The sequence below is a fragment of the Parabacteroides sp. merdae-related_45_40 genome, assembly GCF_001915675.1.
This window is the reverse complement of sequence record NZ_MNQY01000046.1, coordinates 200423-217056: the sequence shown is the minus strand read 5'-3', so window position 1 is coordinate 217056 and position 16634 is coordinate 200423. Positions and strand designations below refer to the sequence as shown.

12 protein-coding genes and 1 tRNA gene are annotated in these 16634 nt (G+C 44.0%); 2 read left to right on the top strand and 11 right to left on the bottom strand.

Annotated features, from left to right (window positions below; translation table 11 throughout):
• Positions 1 to 212 precede the first annotated feature (212 nt).
• Positions 213 to 296 (bottom strand) — tRNA-Leu (locus BHV83_RS06570).
• 203 nt (positions 297 to 499) lie between these two features.
• Between BHV83_RS06570 and BHV83_RS06565 the strand changes: the two genes are divergently transcribed.
• Positions 500 to 1582 (top strand): mannose-1-phosphate guanylyltransferase, encoded by a 1083-nt coding sequence (locus tag BHV83_RS06565; protein ID WP_009016577.1) that lies wholly within the window; start codon positions 500 to 502, stop codon positions 1580 to 1582.
• Between the two features lie 44 nt (positions 1583 to 1626).
• On the opposite strand, the gene BHV83_RS06560 is transcribed toward BHV83_RS06565, so the two are convergent.
• The 5 genes from BHV83_RS06560 to aroQ are packed head-to-tail and all read right to left on the bottom strand — an operon-like array spanning position 1627 to position 5791.
• A complete protein-coding gene (locus tag BHV83_RS06560; protein WP_008778805.1) occupies positions 1627 to 2856 on the bottom strand; it encodes an FtsX-like permease family protein in 1230 nt (409 codons plus the stop codon).
• Between the two features lie 11 nt (positions 2857 to 2867).
• Positions 2868 to 3203, bottom strand: a complete 336-nt coding sequence (gene rbfA / locus BHV83_RS06555; RefSeq protein WP_005859883.1) for a 30S ribosome-binding factor RbfA — start codon at positions 3201 to 3203, stop codon at positions 2868 to 2870.
• A gap of 12 nt (positions 3204 to 3215) precedes the next feature.
• On the bottom strand, positions 3216 to 3851 hold the full coding sequence (locus tag BHV83_RS06550; protein ID WP_005859885.1) for an O-methyltransferase: 636 nt from the start codon (positions 3849 to 3851) through the stop codon (positions 3216 to 3218).
• Between the two features lie 5 nt (positions 3852 to 3856).
• Positions 3857 to 5314: a pyruvate kinase gene (gene pyk, locus BHV83_RS06545; protein WP_005859887.1), complete on the bottom strand. Its 1458-nt coding sequence runs from the start codon at positions 5312 to 5314 to the stop codon at positions 3857 to 3859.
• 60 nt (positions 5315 to 5374) lie between these two features.
• A complete protein-coding gene (gene aroQ / locus BHV83_RS06540) occupies positions 5375 to 5791 on the bottom strand; it encodes a type II 3-dehydroquinate dehydratase (RefSeq protein ID WP_005859889.1) in 417 nt (138 codons plus the stop codon).
• Between the two features lie 101 nt (positions 5792 to 5892).
• Between aroQ and xerD the strand changes: the two genes are divergently transcribed.
• Positions 5893 to 6798 carry a site-specific tyrosine recombinase XerD gene (xerD, locus tag BHV83_RS06535; protein WP_005859891.1) on the top strand — a complete coding sequence of 302 codons (906 nt, stop codon included), beginning with the start codon at positions 5893 to 5895 and terminating at the stop codon, positions 6796 to 6798.
• Between the two features lie 39 nt (positions 6799 to 6837).
• Here the strand turns inward: xerD and BHV83_RS06530 are convergent, their stop codons facing one another.
• The 5 genes from BHV83_RS06530 to BHV83_RS06510 form a co-directional block, all read right to left on the bottom strand.
• Positions 6838 to 7794: an Rpn family recombination-promoting nuclease/putative transposase gene (locus BHV83_RS06530; RefSeq protein ID WP_048927047.1), complete on the bottom strand. Its 957-nt coding sequence runs from the start codon at positions 7792 to 7794 to the stop codon at positions 6838 to 6840.
• Positions 7795 to 8126: 332 nt separating this feature from the next.
• On the bottom strand, positions 8127 to 9632 hold the full coding sequence (locus BHV83_RS06525; RefSeq protein ID WP_048927046.1) for a RagB/SusD family nutrient uptake outer membrane protein: 1506 nt from the start codon (positions 9630 to 9632) through the stop codon (positions 8127 to 8129).
• A gap of 17 nt (positions 9633 to 9649) precedes the next feature.
• Positions 9650 to 12847 (bottom strand): SusC/RagA family TonB-linked outer membrane protein, encoded by a 3198-nt coding sequence (locus tag BHV83_RS06520; protein WP_048927045.1) that lies wholly within the window; start codon positions 12845 to 12847, stop codon positions 9650 to 9652.
• A 152-nt stretch (positions 12848 to 12999) separates the two neighbouring features.
• Positions 13000 to 15240, bottom strand: a complete 2241-nt coding sequence (locus tag BHV83_RS06515) for a glycoside hydrolase family 2 protein (protein ID WP_048927044.1) — start codon at positions 15238 to 15240, stop codon at positions 13000 to 13002.
• A 134-nt stretch (positions 15241 to 15374) separates the two neighbouring features.
• Positions 15375 to 16634 carry a cellulase-like family protein gene (locus tag BHV83_RS06510; RefSeq protein WP_048927043.1) on the bottom strand — a complete coding sequence of 420 codons (1260 nt, stop codon included), beginning with the start codon at positions 16632 to 16634 and terminating at the stop codon, positions 15375 to 15377.

Genomic DNA, 16634 nt, shown 5'->3' with positions numbered 1-16634 from the left:
GATACAAATATAAGGTGGAAATCGCATTTTCCGAGAAAACATCAGCAATAATAAGACAGAAAAGAATGCATAAGAGTTAAGAAATCATAAAGATGAAAGGATGAAAACCACAAAAGTACACTCTATTCTTGTTTTTGTCGCTCAGTACACATTTAGTACGCCTTACAGAAAGGAAAAACCCTGATAATCAGTCGATTATCAGGGTTTATTAGTACCCAGAGCCGGGATCGAACCGGCATGGAAGTGAATCCACTGGTGTTTGAGACCAGCGCGTCTACCAATTCCGCCATCTGGGCATTTTTGATTAACCTTTTAGCTTTAGCAGTAGGTTTGTTTCTCAAATGCGTTGCAAAGGTACAGCTTTTTTTTAAACCCGCAAGCGTTTGGGTGAAAATTTTCAAATATTTTTTTCACAGTGGGAATATGTACGGGATTGTTTCGCATAGAAAGATTATTTCGTTACATTTGTAAACGTATAATCATAATAACAGCCAATATCATGAAAGATAATTATTGCGTCATCATGGGAGGCGGAATCGGTAGCCGTTTCTGGCCTTTCAGTAGAGAAAGTTACCCAAAGCAATTCCTTGATTTTTTTGGGAGCGGACGGTCTTTACTGCAAATGACATTTGATCGCTTCGCAAAAATCATCCCTACTGAAAATATATACATCGTTACCAACGAATCTTATGCGGACTTAATCAAGGAGCAGTTGCCGGAATTAGCGGAAGAACAAATCCTTTTGGAACCGGCTCGTCGCAATACAGCTCCTTGTATCGCTTATGCGGCTTATCATATTAAGGCATGCAATCCGGAAGCCAATATTGTCGTAGCCCCTTCCGACCATCTGATCTTAAAAGAGGATGTTTTCTTGAGGGACGTTCAAAAGGCGTTGGATTTCGTGAAGAGAAACCGTGCGTTGGTCACCTTGGGCATCAAGCCTAGCCGCCCGGAAACAGGATACGGATATATCCAAAGCAGTGATACGGTAGTAGATGATTTCACCAAGGTGAAGACCTTTACTGAAAAACCGAACCTCGAGTTGGCAAAGGTATTTATGGAAAGTGGAGAATTCTTCTGGAATTCTGGCTTGTTCGTCTGGAACGTGAATACGATCTTGGAAGCGTTCTCTAAATATCTCCCGGATATCAGCAGCCGTTTCGATCTAGGTAAGGATAAATTTAATACCCCGGAAGAAAAAGCGTTCATCCAAGAGAATTTCCCTTATTGCCTAAATATATCCATCGACTACGGTATCATGGAGAAAGCACACAACGTATATATGCTATGTGTAGATTTCGGTTGGGCCGACCTCGGTAGCTGGGGATCTTTGTTCGACCTAGCGAATAAAGACGAAAATGAGAACGCAGTATTGAAAAATAACGAGGCAATGCTATACGAATGCTCCGGCAATGTGATCGCATTAAATAACCCGAAACGTCTAGCCGTTATCCAAGGGCTAAAAGATTGCATCGTGGCCGAGTCTGGAAACGTATTATTGATTTGTAAGAAGGATGACGAACAACGTATCAAACAATTCGTAGCCGACGCTAAAATCAAATACGGAAAAGAATACAACTAATTAAGAATTGAGAATTGAGAATTATCGGCAAGCGGTATTCATTCTCAATTCTCAATTTTCAACTTCTTAGCAAGATATCGTACAGGATACCACGCAGCCAAAAAGCCTATCGTTAATACCGTTACAAAGACTGTTATTATATCCACCGTGACTACACGTACTGGATAAGCCTCTATAATAAACGCTCCGGCAGCTTCCCCTAGTTTTATAAAGCCAAACTCTTGTTGTAGCAAGCAAAGTACAACCCCGATCAAGACTCCGATCAAAGCTCCAAAACCGGAGATCATCCAGCCTTCAAACAAGAAAATCCGACGGATCAGACTGTCATCAGCCCCCATATTACGCAGTGTACTCACATCCTCCTGTTTCTCGATCATCAACATGGATAAAGAACCCACCACGTTGAATAAGGCGATCGCCAATATAAAAGTAAGGATCAAGAAGGTCATCCATTTCTCGACTTGCATCATCTTGAAAGAAGCCTCTTGTTGCTCAAAACGGTCTTGCACGATATATTGATCACCTAGGATACGTTGAATCTCTTTCTTTACCGGAGCGATATCTCCGCTATCTTTCACCTTCAATTCCACCGCTGTCACTTCTTTATCATAATTAAATAAAGAACGGGCCAATGACAAAGGCACGATCATATATGAATCATCGTAAACCTGTTGGTCCGTACGAAAGACAGCACCGATATAAGCATATTCCAAATTGAAAGAAGAAGCCGGATTCGCCATGTTCACCTTCTCCTCCCGCTTCGGAGCGTAGATCTCCAGCGGAGAGACAAAGCCTGCGTTTATTCCTAGCGAGAAAGCCAATCCGATCCCCATATTCGCGTAATTCGCCACCTCGTCATTCAGAAGGAATTTTCCATCGATCAAGATACTATCGATCTGCGCCAGTTTCTCATATTGCTCGTCTACACCTTTCAAGGTAGCTACACCCTGACGATCTCGATAACGGACCAAGGCATTGTCCTGCAATACCTCACTAAAACAAACAATGCCGGGCAATTCCCTCACCTTACGTATCTCTTCCGAGGTCGGGTCGAAAACCTTCCCTTTCCGAGGCATGATCTTCAACTCCGGATCAAAATTGCTGAAGAGAGAAGAGACCAAATCGTTGAAACCATTATAGACCGACAAGGCGCATACTAAGGCGATCGTGGCGACAACAACCCCGCATACCGATACCATCGATATGATATTTATGGCATTGTGCGACTTCTTCGAAAAGAGATATCGCCGGGCTATATAGAACGGAAGATTCAAGGCTCCTCTGATTACTTATGCAAAAGATTGTCGATATTCTCGATATAATCCAATGAATCGTCTATAAAGAAGCTCAATTCTGGAATCTTACGAACCTGCAAACGAATACGTTGCCCCAAATCAAAACGGATCGCTTTCGTATTGCTCCGTATAGCCTCCAATAGCTCTTGCGATTTATCCGACGGGAAAATGCTTAAATAAGCTCTCGCCACACTTAAATCCGGACTTACACGAACTACGCTGACAGAGACCAATACGCCATGCATTCCTTGCGTCTGCTTCTGAAATATATCACTCAACTCCTTCTGAAGAAGGCGTTCGATCTTTTGTAATCTAGTACTTTCCATACGCTTTATTATTTACTTTTTCCAGATCATCGTCAAGCCGTCACGTAAAGGGAGGATCACCTTCTCTACCCGATCGTCTTGCTTAACCTTTTCATTAAAAACCAGTATTCCCTTCGTTTGTTTATCGGAAGGATGCACTTCTTCTACCACTTTACCGTCCCAAAGCGTATTATCCGCGAGAATCAAGCCGCCCGGACGGACCATCGGGAATACCAAATCATAATACTCGGAATACAGGCGTTTGTCGGCATCGATAAAAACCATATCGAACGTCTCATCCAAACGGGGGATAATCTCCATCGCATCCCCAAAATGGACTTTTATCTTGTCCTTATGTAGCGAGCGGGAAAGATATTTCATGATAAAATCCTCCATCTCGTCATTGATCTCGATCGTATGGATCAACGCCCCCTCTTCCATGCCTTCCGCCATACACAAAGTGGCATAAGACGTATAAGTCCCGATCTCCAAGACTCTTCTCGGACGAATCATCCGGCAAAACATCTTCAATATCCTACCCTGCAAATGCCCGGATAGCATACGCGGACGGAGAAGGTTCACATTGGCGTCGCGATTCAACGCCGACAGCAAATCCCCTTCTTCATCTATATGAGAAAGAATATACGCATCAATCTCGCCCGTAAACATTCCTCTTACTCTTTAAAAGTAGGCAACTGATATTGCGTGCCGGCATCCAGCACCTTTCCTACGTTGTTAATCTCCAAAAAGCTGGTACCGCCACCTTCGCCGAAGCTACCGCTCAAATACGCTACCATATCGTTGCGAGTGATACGTCCGCTATGGATCAGCTGGTTCAACGCATCATAGAAATATCCCCTACGACTGTCGTTGTACGGCTGATGAACCGCCCATACCCCATAAGAAAGACCCAACATACGCATCACACGAGGATTATAGCATATAGCGAACACAGTAGAGGTTCCGCGGAAAGCGGCCAGATAACGTGCCGTACGACCCGTATAACTATCCGTGATAATCGCCTTCACATGTAATTTAGAAGAAGACTTAACGGCTTGTTTCGCCAAGAAAGAAGTCACGTCTAAATCATTCCCCTCGATCGGCACACGGATATCATTCGCGGAAAGCTTAGTCTTCTCAGCTTCACGAGCCACTTTCGTCATGGTCTGTACCGCCTCGATCGGATATTTTCCATAAGCCGTCTCACCGCTTAACATCAAAGCATCCGTACGATAATAAATAGCGTTGGCGATATCCGTAACCTCGGCACGAGTAGGACGAGGATTATTAATCATGGAATGAAGCATTTGCGTAGCCACGATAACCGGCTTCTTCACCTCCACGCATTTACGGATCAGCATACGCTGGATACCCGGGATCTTCTCGGCCGGAACCTCGATACCCAAGTCACCACGAGCGATCATGACGCCATAAGCCACTTCCAAAATCTCCTCGATATTGTCTACACCCTCTTGATTCTCGATCTTAGCGATAATCTTGATAGGGCTGTTACGCTCGTCCAAGATACGTTGGATATCCAATACGTCCTGTTTGTTGCGAACAAATGAGTGAGCGATAAAATCGAGATCATGATCGATCGCCCAAAGGATATTATTACGGTCTTTCTCAGTCAACGAAGGCAAATTGATACGTACGCCCGGCACATTCACGCTCTTGCGGCTACCTAGCGTAGCGTCATTCTGGATCTCGCAAAGCAAACAATCGCCGGATTTCCCGGTAACCTTCATTTCCAGATCACCATCATCGATAAGGATGTCGCTGCCAATCGCCAAGTCGTTCACGAAATTCTTATATGACACACAAATACAATCATGCGAAGTTTCCTGATCGGGATTACCGATTACCTTCACGATCTCTCCAGTCTTGAAAGGGATCGGTTCCTTGTTTACCGTCGTCGTGGTACGTACTTCCGGCCCCTTCGTATCCATCAAGATACCGATACGGTCGGATACGGTACGGACGTTATTTACCACACGGGTCAACCCCTCTTCCATCATGTGAGCCGTATTCAGGCGCACCACATTCATTCCCGCTTTATATAACGCCTCAACGAACGCAACGTCGCAGCGCTGGTCGGAAACTGTAGCAACAATCTTCGTATGCTTTAACATATACCTTAAATTATTATAACCTAATTATTAATTCTATTTGATAACCTTCTAAACCTTCTATCACATAAACGATTCGATCGCCAACCGATACGAATCCAGCCCAAACCCAAGAATCACTCCCCTGCATGCCGCCGATATCATCGACACATGACGAAACGATTCACGGGCATGCACATTCGAGATATGCACCTCCACGACTGGCGTAGTAACCGCCTTGATAGCATCGTGCAACGCAATGGAAGTATGCGTATAAGCGCCGGCGTTCAACACGATACCGTCATATTCAAAACCCACCTCATGGATCTTGTTAATTATCTCTCCTTCCACATTACTTTGATAATAAGATATCTCACACTGAGGAAAGCGGGCACGTAACTCGCTCAAATAGTCCTCGAACGAGGCATTTCCGTATACTGTCGGTTCTCGCTTGCCCAACAGATTCAAATTAGGGCCATTGATGATCTGAATCTTCTTCATTCTTAATTGTAAGTTTATTACCTTTGTACCGCCCGTTGAGGCCGGAATTATCCGGCAAAGGTAAGGATTTTATTTGACACATTCATAACGACATACCGACAATGCGACAAGGAAAAGATATAATAAACCGATATAACACCTATTTACGATTAGAAAAATCGCTCTCAGCCAACTCCATCGACGCCTATTTGACAGATCTTGACAAATTGCTACGTTTCGCAGAGGATGAGAAAAAGGACGTTAAGGAGATCAGCTACGACGACTTGCAACAGTTCATCGCCCAATTACGTGACATCGGTATCCATCCCCGATCGCAAGCACGCATCATCTCGGGTATCAAATCGTTCTATCGTTTCTTATTGCTTGACAATTATATAACAAATGATCCGACCGAATTGTTAGAGTCTCCCAAGATCGGATTGAAGCTGCCGGAAGTATTAACCGTCAACGAGATAAATAGCATTCTCGACACAATAGACCTCACGCTTCCCGAGGGACAGCGGAACCGTGCGATGCTGGAGGTTTTATATAGTTGTGGACTGCGCGTATCGGAGCTTACTGGCCTGCGTTATTCGGATATATATCCCAAGGAAGGTTTCATCCGGGTAGAGGGTAAAGGAAGCAAACAACGGCTTGTTCCTATCTCCGAAGTTGCTTTGCGGGAAATTAAAAACTATCTGTATGACCGGAATTCGGTCGTGGTTAAAAAAGGCTTCGAGGATATTTTATTTCTAAGCCGGCGAGGAACGGCCCTCTCCCGTATCATGGTATTTCATATCATCAAGCAACAGACGGAGGCCGCCGGTATCCATAAAAACGTAAGTCCCCATACCTTCCGTCATTCTTTCGCCACCCACTTGCTGGAAGGAGGCGCCAACTTACGCGCTATCCAAGAGATGCTGGGGCATGAGAAAATCACCACCACCGAGATATATACACATATCGACCGGGAATTCCTTCGCAAAGAGATACTGGAACATCATCCGAGGAGCAGGCCAAGAACTTAAAAGAACCGATCCTACTCCGCTAGCAAAGCCTCAAGGATGTCATAAATTATTTATTTCCTCCTCTGACAAACCAGTATAACGCACGACCATTTCCATCGAAAGCCCATCAGACCGCATACGCCGAGCTGTTTCTAGACGTTCTTCCACACGGCCTTCTTCTCGACCTTCTATTAGTCCTTCTTCTCTGCCTTCTGCTAATCCTTCTGCTAATCCTTCTTCCCGTCCTTCAAACTTAGCAGTGCTCAACACGTCATTCTGGATCATAATCGCATTCAGATGTTCGTCATAAGCATAACGTTCCTCGGGAGACATTGAGTAATAGCGTAATTTCTCTCGTGCCTCTTCCAAGCCAGGGGCTGTCGTTCCGGAAGTTATGATCCCATCTTTCAAGTATCGCACCCATTCCTCCAAGGGGGTCACGGCCACCTTATCAAACTCATTCACCCGGACCAATATATACTCCGGAAAGATCTCCGAGGGAAGACGCTTGACGATCGCACCCCTCTCCTTGGTATTTACCTGTAAATGATCATGGGTATGCACGCCGACAAATTGGTTCTGCCCGTGATACAGATAATCGGTTCCTACGCCTATATCAAAATAAAGGATACTGATAGAATAGACCTTTTTCACCCCGGAATAGTCCTGTCCCAAATGAAGATGTTCGGTGACGGCCTTCGCCACGCCATAAAGCACACGTTCCAAATAATAAAGCTCGCGGGTATTCTGGATCTCGATAAGGATGATATCTCCCTTTGTGTTCTTAGCCTTGATATCCACCCGATTGAATTTTTCATCGGCCATTTGCTGGTATCCCTCACTCTCCAATATCTCCTCAATCTTGATCTGCTCGCCCAAGAACACGGTAAGAAAGCCTTCTAGCACTCCGAAATTCGCTTTTTGCCGGAGTAGGCGTTTGATGGCCCAGTCGAAACGGATATATCGATCTTGTAATTCCTTCATATACTTCTCCTCTTTTTCTGTTTTCTTTTCCATAGTCATATCATGTTTTAGTTACCCCACTATTGGGTGGCTTCAAATGTACATAAAAAGATCTGGAATACAAGCTTATCCCATCTAAAAAGAAATGTCCTTCTTTTTGGATCCGTAAGTGAATAGCCAACGAACGGGATCGTAAGCGGTCGCAAATGGGTATTCGTGTACCGTTATTACTCTATTTTAATCTCATATTTTATCGATTTAAACTATTTACTTAAAGACAAAAAACATGGATGTGGACAAATGATCACACATCCATATCTAATTATCAACAAATTAAAAGCTATCAGGTTCTCCTAAAATGAACAAATGTAAATACAGCTCAATTCTTAGAAATGAGGATTCTGTACCAAATGGCCATCCGACTTATCAATCTCCGACTGAGGAATCGGCAAGTATTTCTTTGTATCATCCCAGCCTTTGATAAAATCTTTTGCTTGGTTCGTACGTACTAAATCCCAATAACGAATACCTTCCATCGCAAACTCATAACGGCGTTCCTTATAGATATTATCCAATGAAACCGCCGGAACCTTATAATCATCCCCCATCGCACGTTTAACGACTCTCGCATAATAATCCTGTGCCTCGCCTACGCTACCTCCACTTCTCAACAAAGCTTCCGATGCCATCAATAATACGTCGGAGAAACGAATTACACGGTAATTGTTCTTATAATTCAGCGCTTCCGTGCCAACCGTAGAAGAATACCCCGCACGAGGATGATATTTGCGTACGCTATATCCTGTATATTGATTCACATCCGAGCTAACCGTCCCGCCTTCCGCTCTAAACTCCTCATGATCTATGATTGTTGTCCACTTTCTAGGATCATTTGGTAAAAACGCATCATTCAATGCTTTTGTTACAGGCGCAAAACCCCAACCTTCCACATATACATTATTAGGATCTTTCAAACCTCTGGCTCCTAGCATTATTATATCGGAGTTACCTTGATTAGCCTTGCCTGCCCAATCATTCGAGTTCCCGATTTCCGTATAATTGACTTCAAAAACAGATTCTTTGCACCATTCATACTCATCATCAAAAAGAACTTTATAATCCGGGATCAAATCATATTGATAGGCAGGATCGGTAATTAGTTCTTTCAATTGGCTGGCGATCTCCTTCATTTTAGTATCATCATTCTGATATAAAACGATACGTGCTTTCATCGCGATAGCGGCACCATTCGTAGCTCGTCCTTTCTCATTAGCCGGGACTATCTTAGGTAACTTCCCAATAACATTATTATCTAAATCCTCGATTAATTTCGCATAGACCTCATCCGGCTGTAACTGAGGGACAGTTGTTATATCATCCAATCCCAAATTCGTCTCGTAATACGGTATGTATCCAAAGAAACGCCACAACTGGAAATAATAAAATACACGCAAGAAATGAGCCTCAGCCACATAACGATCACGAAGCTCCTCCGACATCGTCCCCTCCGGAAGAAGAGGGCATTTCTCTATCACGATATTCGCACGGTTCACACCCTCATACGAACGCCCCCATAAACCCTCGGGTAAGTTTGTCGGTGTCACCCAATTGGTAAAATCATTCACTCGCTGCAACTGCGGTTGATCCGATACCGTCGATCCACCGGTCTCCGCATCATCCGACATGATATTACTTACCAGTTCATAAGAGCTATACGCATTATAAGCGTTCCATTTCAACGGGTCATAGGCAGCGACCAATGCCTCGGTCAAATCCTCCTGTGTCTTGTAATAATCCGTTTCGATAACCTTATTCGTCGGAGACAACTCCAAAAAATCATTGCAGCCACTTAGTCCGAATACAACGGCTAGCAGATAAATATATTTATTCATAACACTAATTTTAATGATTAAAATGTCAAATTCAATCCAAATGTATAAACCCGGGCTTGAGGATATACACCCTTATCTATACCCATTGTCGAACCGATTTCCGGATCCATTCCCTTGTATCCCGTAATAGTCAACAAATTATCGAACGACGCATAAAACCTCAAGCGTTGTATATAAGCTTTTCGGGTCAACTGGGCCGGCAGCGTATAACCTACCTGTAAATTACGTAAGCGCAAGAAAGAAGCATCGTGAACCAACAAAGTAGACGGACGGAAGTTCTTAGGCGTATCACCCAAGACAATCCTTGGCATCGAATTGGAGGTGCCCGGTCCTGTCCATCTTTCCAAAGCATCCGACGTATAATTGACCGCCGCCAACTCATAACGGCGTAACGCATCGAAAACATCCGCCCCGAAAGAACCTTGGAAAAAGGCACTTAAATCAAAGCCATTCCAATCAGCCGCAACAGTAAGTCCAACCATCCAATCCGGATTAGGTTTGCCTATCATCGTACGGTCCTCGTTATCATCGCTGATCACGCCGTCTCCATTCAAATCCTCAAATTTCGTATCACCGGGTACCGCATTCGGTTGTATAGGCTTACCGGTAGCAGGACTGATATAGTTATCGATCTCCTCTTGTGTCTGGAAAACCCCAATCGCCTTATATCCGAAGAAATAACCGATCGGATAACCATTTTGGTTCCTTGATACCGTACCTAAAGTCGGTAAACTCTCCTTATCGATATATCCTGTTTGATTTCCCAGATTCTTGATCTCATTCTTCACATAAGAAGCATTCGCCAAGAAAGATAGATTCACTTTATCTACACTTAATTTATAACCGACTTCAAGCTCGATACCTTGGTTGGTCAATGTCCCGACATTCGACAAAGGCGAGCCACTTCCCACATATAGGGGTATCGGACGCTCCATCAACATGTCTTTTGTATCTTTCTTGAACCAATCAAAACTAAAAGAAAGGGAGTTATTAAAGAAGCGGGAATCAAATCCAAAGTCCAATTGCTCCGAGGTTTCCCAACGCAAATCAGGATTGGCCAAAGAAGTAGGTTTTGTTCCGCTATGGATGACACCGTTCGAGCCAGCCCCGAAACTATAGTTATTTCCTCCGGTCATTGTCGTAGTATATCCAAACGATCCGATTTTTTCATTTCCGTTCTGGCCCCAGCTCCCGCGCACTTTCAGAAAGTCGAGCCATCCCGGTTTATTTTCCATGAAAGGCTCGTTAGTCAACGTCCAGCCTGCGGAGACGGAAGGGAAATAAGCATATTGATTATTCCGGCCGAAGTTAGAGGAACCGTCCCGACGAAGGGTTAACTCTAGCATATACCTTTCGTCATAATTATAGTTTAATCGTCCGAAAACGGACGCCATCCGATGCTCTGTCGCACCACCTTCCGAATGCTGATCGCCGGGAGAGGCACTATTGGTAAAATCGATCCATGCTTTATGATCATCTTCCGCTCGTAAATTCAATGCTGTTCCCTTTACCTTTTTACTATCATACCGTTCCATAGAGGTTCCCAGTAAAACGGCGAAATTATGTTTATCGATCGAACGTTTATAACTCAACGTATTCTCCCAAAGAAGCTTCATGCCACGATTCATCGTTTGCTCCACCCTCGATTTCTCAGTCTTGACCATATAACACAAATAGCTAACTGGGAACCAATTCCTTTCGCCCCAAAAAGCCATATCCGTGGAGAGAGAGGTCTTAAACGTAAGATTCTCGAATACTTCCAATTCACCCCAAACAGAACCTACAAATTTATCCCAGTCCTTGTTATTGTTTAAGGTCTGCATCATAGCGACCGGATTCACGATCTCTTGATTCTCGATCACGTTATAGATGCGGCCTTCATCATCCTTGACATAGCCGGGATAATTTTTCTCGTAATAAGCGAGATCTTCCGCCGAAGGATTCTCCAGATAGACCGATTCGTTCGGTGGAGTCATCACCGCACTTGCTAACGGGCCGGAGAAGTTGTCATTCTCCGAAATACCTTTGGATATGATCCGTGTATATCCTAGGTTCGTACCGACCTTGAAACTACGGAAAAATTTATTCGCCTTATTCTCAAACACATTATAGGTATTGTTGAAACGTAAGCTATATCGTTTATAATCCGACTTATCTTTTCCTCCAACAATTCCTTCTTGATCTAAATAACCAAAAGAGAGGAAATAGCTTCCCTTATCACCACCCCCACTGATGCTCGCTTGATGATTCATGATCGGGGCATTCTCGTTATAAATCTCATTCTGCCAGTTCGTCCCTACACCTGCTTTCGAAGGATCATCGTAAATAGGGTCCATCCCGGCATTCACGTAAGCCTCATTCATTATTGTCTCATATTCGGTGGCATTCAAGACCGACATTTTTCGCCAAGGATTTTGCCAACCGATAGAGAAATCATAATTGACAACCGCTTTTCCTTTTTTCCCGCTCTTTGTCGTAACCAGAATAACACCATTAGCCGCACGCGAACCGTAGATAGCGGCAGAAGCGGCATCTTTTAAGACCTCGATAGATTGTATATCCTGCGGATTCAGATAATCGACACCTCCTTCAAGTGGCATTCCGTCCACAATATACAGAGGGTTACTATCATTGATAGTTCCTGTACCACGGATACGGACTCTCGACTCGGCTCCCGGTTGTCCGGAATTCTGCATAATGCTTACTCCCGAGACTTTTCCTCGTAACACATCCTCTACCCGGGTCGGCGTCAGCTTCTCCAAATCATCGGAGGTGACACGACTGATGGCCGCTGTCATCACGCTCTTCTTCTGAACGCCATAACCAACCACTACCACCTCATCCAAGGCTTGCGTGTCCTCTTTCAAGACAATCTGTAAATCAGTCTGCGTACCGACCTTAACCGTATGGGAGAGATAGCCTATAAACGAGATTTCTAATACATCGCCATTTTTCACATCTAGCGTAAATACGCCATTCATGTCAGAGATCGTACCGGTAGTAGTTCCTTTTACGGAAATACTCGCACCGATAACCGGAGTTCCATTTGTATCCAAGATCGTTCCTCGCAATTTTCTTGTCGCTTGAGAAACTTCCACCGGATTTACATTAGGATGGGAAAGGCCGCTTGCCTCCAGATTGCCATTTAAGGAAGCGAGCAATAATGACCCGACACATATCCAACGCCATCGCTGATCCTTACTTTTCTTTTTCATAAACTATTCGAATTTAAAGGTTTAAACAATATTCCTAACATTACTTTTTGGTTAGTCGGACTCTGAGTATTTTCAAAAAAGGGGTAGCATTCCCCTCGACAGCACTCACGAGGAGTGCCGCCGTAGGAAATTGGATATAAAAGCTAACCTAACTAATTTAATGTATACTCAAAGTAATCCTTGAAAGAGGTTACCGCATCGCCTACTTTTAGATAACGGCGACTAAGTACTGGTTTCGCCCTCCCCTTCTCATGATACTCGGCTATCAGAAGATAGCCTCCTGATTTTGAGGGCAATTTCAGAAGGCAAGGTTGAAGCCGCTTGCCAAAAGGTTCAATCACAATAGACTCTTCTTGTGTCGAAATAATAGTTCCTTTCTCGTCTAGTAGTTTCAAGAGAACTTTTCCAGACGACTCCTTATTCAAGTCGTTCACCCCTACCAAGTTGAATACTAAATCACTACCCGGTTTCAAGGGCTCGAGATGTTTGGTATAACGACGATCCGCTAAATCGATAAAGACTGCCGAGGGGGCGAAACAATGCTTGAACCAGCGGAAAGCCGGTGAAGGTTCCAAATCCTTGATATCATTGATGAACCAATCTCCCGTGAAACCATAATTATTGGTCAAATGACAAAAAGCCAAGATTCCGCCTACCGAACGTTCCGAACGCAGCCATTCCGTCTCAAGTTCCAACCAATATGCCTGCAATTCACGACATTGTTCCGGAGTGGCATTCTCGCCAAGATAGTAATTGTAATTGTTAAGTGTCAATTTCGAGGGCCGTCCATCACGCCATAACCAAATCCATCCGTACTCATTCACCAACTGAGGAACGCCCGCATCTAGTATAGAAGAGAAACCTACCCAATTCTCATGCAATGCACCTAAGTTATAGGGATTGTTTTTGAAATAGTCGTTCAGTTCGCTGGAATGCATCAACGTAAGCGCACGATAAGGGTGTGGCTCATCCATCTCATCGTTCGTCCCCATCTGATCTGATGTCATGTAACCGGCATCCCAGATCCGGGTCGGGTCTAATTCCTTTAGTTTGGGAATCAGCGTATTTCCTATATAACTGTCCCAGTTCTCATTGATCGCATCCCAGATCACGATACTGGGATGATTCCCATCGCTCCATACCCAATTCGTATACTCCTTACGTACCTGTTCATCCCATCCATGATTTTGCCAATATAGCCACTCATTCTGTAATACGATACCATACTCGTCGCAAAGGTCATACCAGAAGTCAGGTACAATTCCTACACATATTCGCATAGCGTTCCAATCGATTGACTTTGGCAGGTCTACCATCAGCTTCTTCACCCATTCCCGGTCCCAAGCCAACGCTTGACAATCCGGGTCCTCAAAGAAACGTTGAAGCGTGATATTGGAGCCTCGTAAGTAGAATTTATCCCCATTAAGCGTAAAGAATTTACCTTTTCTCGAAAAATCACGCATACCGAAGTTCACGGAATAACGATCTACAAGCTCATCTTGGTCATACACCGAGACCTCACCTTCGTACAAGAAAGGGGAATCAGGAGTCCAAGCCTTCGGATTATCCAAAGAGATACTCGTTTCGAAATAAGTCCTATTATCCCGCTTAGCCTCACCTTCAATCATTTTCTTTCCTACTATCCTCCCTGTAGTCTTCTCCTTGACACAGTACTCAATCTTACAAGAATCCTTCATTTTATCCCCATACAACATTTGGGGTGGATACAAACTTCTCACCAAGGTCTTAACTGTCACCAATCCTTTAGCCAGAGAAGGCAGGAATAAAACTTTATCGACCCGCATCTTACCAGTAGCCGTAATGAACACGTCATCCCAGATTCCGGGTAGGTAATGGACTTTCTCCTTATCCGTTCCGCCGGCGGCCTCGCTAGGCAACCACGCCCGGTCGCCCACCTGAATCAATATCTCATTGTCCGAACCATATTTTACGGCACTCGTAATATTAAAATCCATTGGAGTATAGCATTCCATAGAAGCCCCCACTTCATGCCTATTCACGAAGACTCGTGTAACATATTGGCTTTTCTTTATCGTAAGGAATAATTGCTCATCCTTAAATTTCTCATCGATAAATACTTTCCGCTTATACCAATTATACATCGGCGTATAATCTCTCTCTAAGAAATTAAACTGTTCCACCAGCTCCACGCCGTCAGGTTTCTTAAAGAATTTCTCGTATTGAGAGATTTTAGGCCTCGCTAAATGCACCAATCCCGGAACCGGTATCTTACGGGTATATTTCCGTGGAGGAAAAGCCAGTTCCGTTTGATCGAAATCCCATTCCCCATTTAATGAGATCGTTGTCCTCCCATCATCGGCCCAAGCGAATACAGATAGGAAACAACACATAATTAAAATTATTCTTTTCATGACATCCGATTTATTTAACTCTTTCACGAAGGCAAGTTACAATTATTAAAGACATAAACTTTATAGAAATTTACCTCCTGCTTTTAGAATCTTATCAAAATATAAGAATGATCGTAATACATACCATCCCAAGATTAAAGTCGTTTCAACAATTTGGCCGCTACCTCATTATTCTTCATGAGAGACGCATCAATCGGAGAAGAACGGATGATGGAAGTCAAGCGTTTATGCCATTCCACATCCCGCCACATCCCAACAAACTGAGGTCCGCAAAAATTACTGGTCGCTACACCGACCCACATACCCGTACGGGCAGCCGTAATAGCTCCTAACTCGCAAAGATCCTTTATCCAATCCCATTTCAATAAAGGCCAATCCTTATAATCCACCAATCCCCAACATTCTGTCGTAACGAGAGGACGGCGATTCTTCCGGGCCACGGAAGCCATAAGCTCGATCTTATCAGTCAACAATTTCTGCCAATATTCAGGTCTTTCCCGATAAACCCGTTCCGCATTTTTCACCACATTCTTATAATCATCCGGTGAAAAACGATTGTAGCCATATCCCACCAGCTTATAAAATTCTCCACCATTCTGTTGGGCCATCCAAATATGATGCTCATACAAATCAAGAAAAGAGCAATCCACCTCTTCATATTTCTTGACATCCCCATGATCAAAAGAATATAAGAATGGCATATCCGGATATACTTGTCGCATCTTCCCCAACGAGGTTTTCATCCATCGTAAGGATTCCTCCTTATACCAATTCCCCCAACCGACATTCGGATATGTCTTAGCGAAAAAAGGAGCCCATGAATCACCGGGCCATTCATTGCAAAGATCCACATAAAGGATCGTATCCAATAGCCCCTCTTCTTCGATCGAACGAAGGGTTGTCAGCCAGCAATCCGCCAATTTCTCCGGTGTATCCAATTTCAGGCAAACCTCATCCACATCGAGACGATACCAAGAAGAAAGCCCGACCTTAATATCCCGCTCCTTACATTTCGACAAGAACAAGTTCAAATTCGGTTGAACTTGTACCTCATTCATATCCGGACTTCCCCAATCTTGCTGATTCCAAACTTCTTTAAGTAACCATTTCTTCATTGGATTCTCCGCTATTAAATGAGGATAAGCATCAATACGTATCGCATTATACCCCCGTTCCGAGAGCTCGTCCAATACTTGGTCCCAGTCCTCATAACCGGCTCCGGGCCAACGCCTCTCCAACCAAGAAAAATCCCACATGGTGATTGCCCGGGGCGAGATTTCTCCTTTCCCGGCAAAAGCCATTTCACTTTTAGCTGATGCCTTTGATAAATCAAAAGCCACTAAGCCGCCTAATGCCGCAACTGCTGTTTGTCTAATAAATACTCTTCTATCCAT

Bases quoted from the DNA above. Each gene is read 5' to 3' on its own strand.
- BHV83_RS06565 (WP_009016577.1), top strand. From the start codon at position 500: ATGAAAGATAATTATTGCGTCATCATGGGAGGCGGAATCGGTAGCCGT.
- rbfA (WP_005859883.1), bottom strand. From the start codon at position 3,203: ATGGAAAGTACTAGATTACAAAAGATCGAACGCCTTCTTCAGAAGGAG.
- BHV83_RS06550 (WP_005859885.1), bottom strand. From the start codon at position 3,851: ATGTTTACGGGCGAGATTGATGCGTATATTCTTTCTCATATAGATGAA.
- pyk (WP_005859887.1), bottom strand. From the start codon at position 5,314: ATGTTAAAGCATACGAAGATTGTTGCTACAGTTTCCGACCAGCGCTGC.
- aroQ (WP_005859889.1), bottom strand. From the start codon at position 5,791: ATGAAGAAGATTCAGATCATCAATGGCCCTAATTTGAATCTGTTGGGC.
- xerD (WP_005859891.1), top strand. From the start codon at position 5,893: ATGCGACAAGGAAAAGATATAATAAACCGATATAACACCTATTTACGA.
- BHV83_RS06530 (WP_048927047.1), bottom strand. From the start codon at position 7,794: ATGGAAAAGAAAACAGAAAAAGAGGAGAAGTATATGAAGGAATTACAA.
- BHV83_RS06525 (WP_048927046.1), bottom strand. From the start codon at position 9,632: ATGAATAAATATATTTATCTGCTAGCCGTTGTATTCGGACTAAGTGGC.
- BHV83_RS06520 (WP_048927045.1), bottom strand. From the start codon at position 12,847: ATGAAAAAGAAAAGTAAGGATCAGCGATGGCGTTGGATATGTGTCGGG.
- BHV83_RS06515 (WP_048927044.1), bottom strand. From the start codon at position 15,240: ATGAAAAGAATAATTTTAATTATGTGTTGTTTCCTATCTGTATTCGCT.
- BHV83_RS06510 (WP_048927043.1), bottom strand. From the start codon at position 16,634: ATGGATAGAAGAGTATTTATTAGACAAACAGCAGTTGCGGCATTAGGC.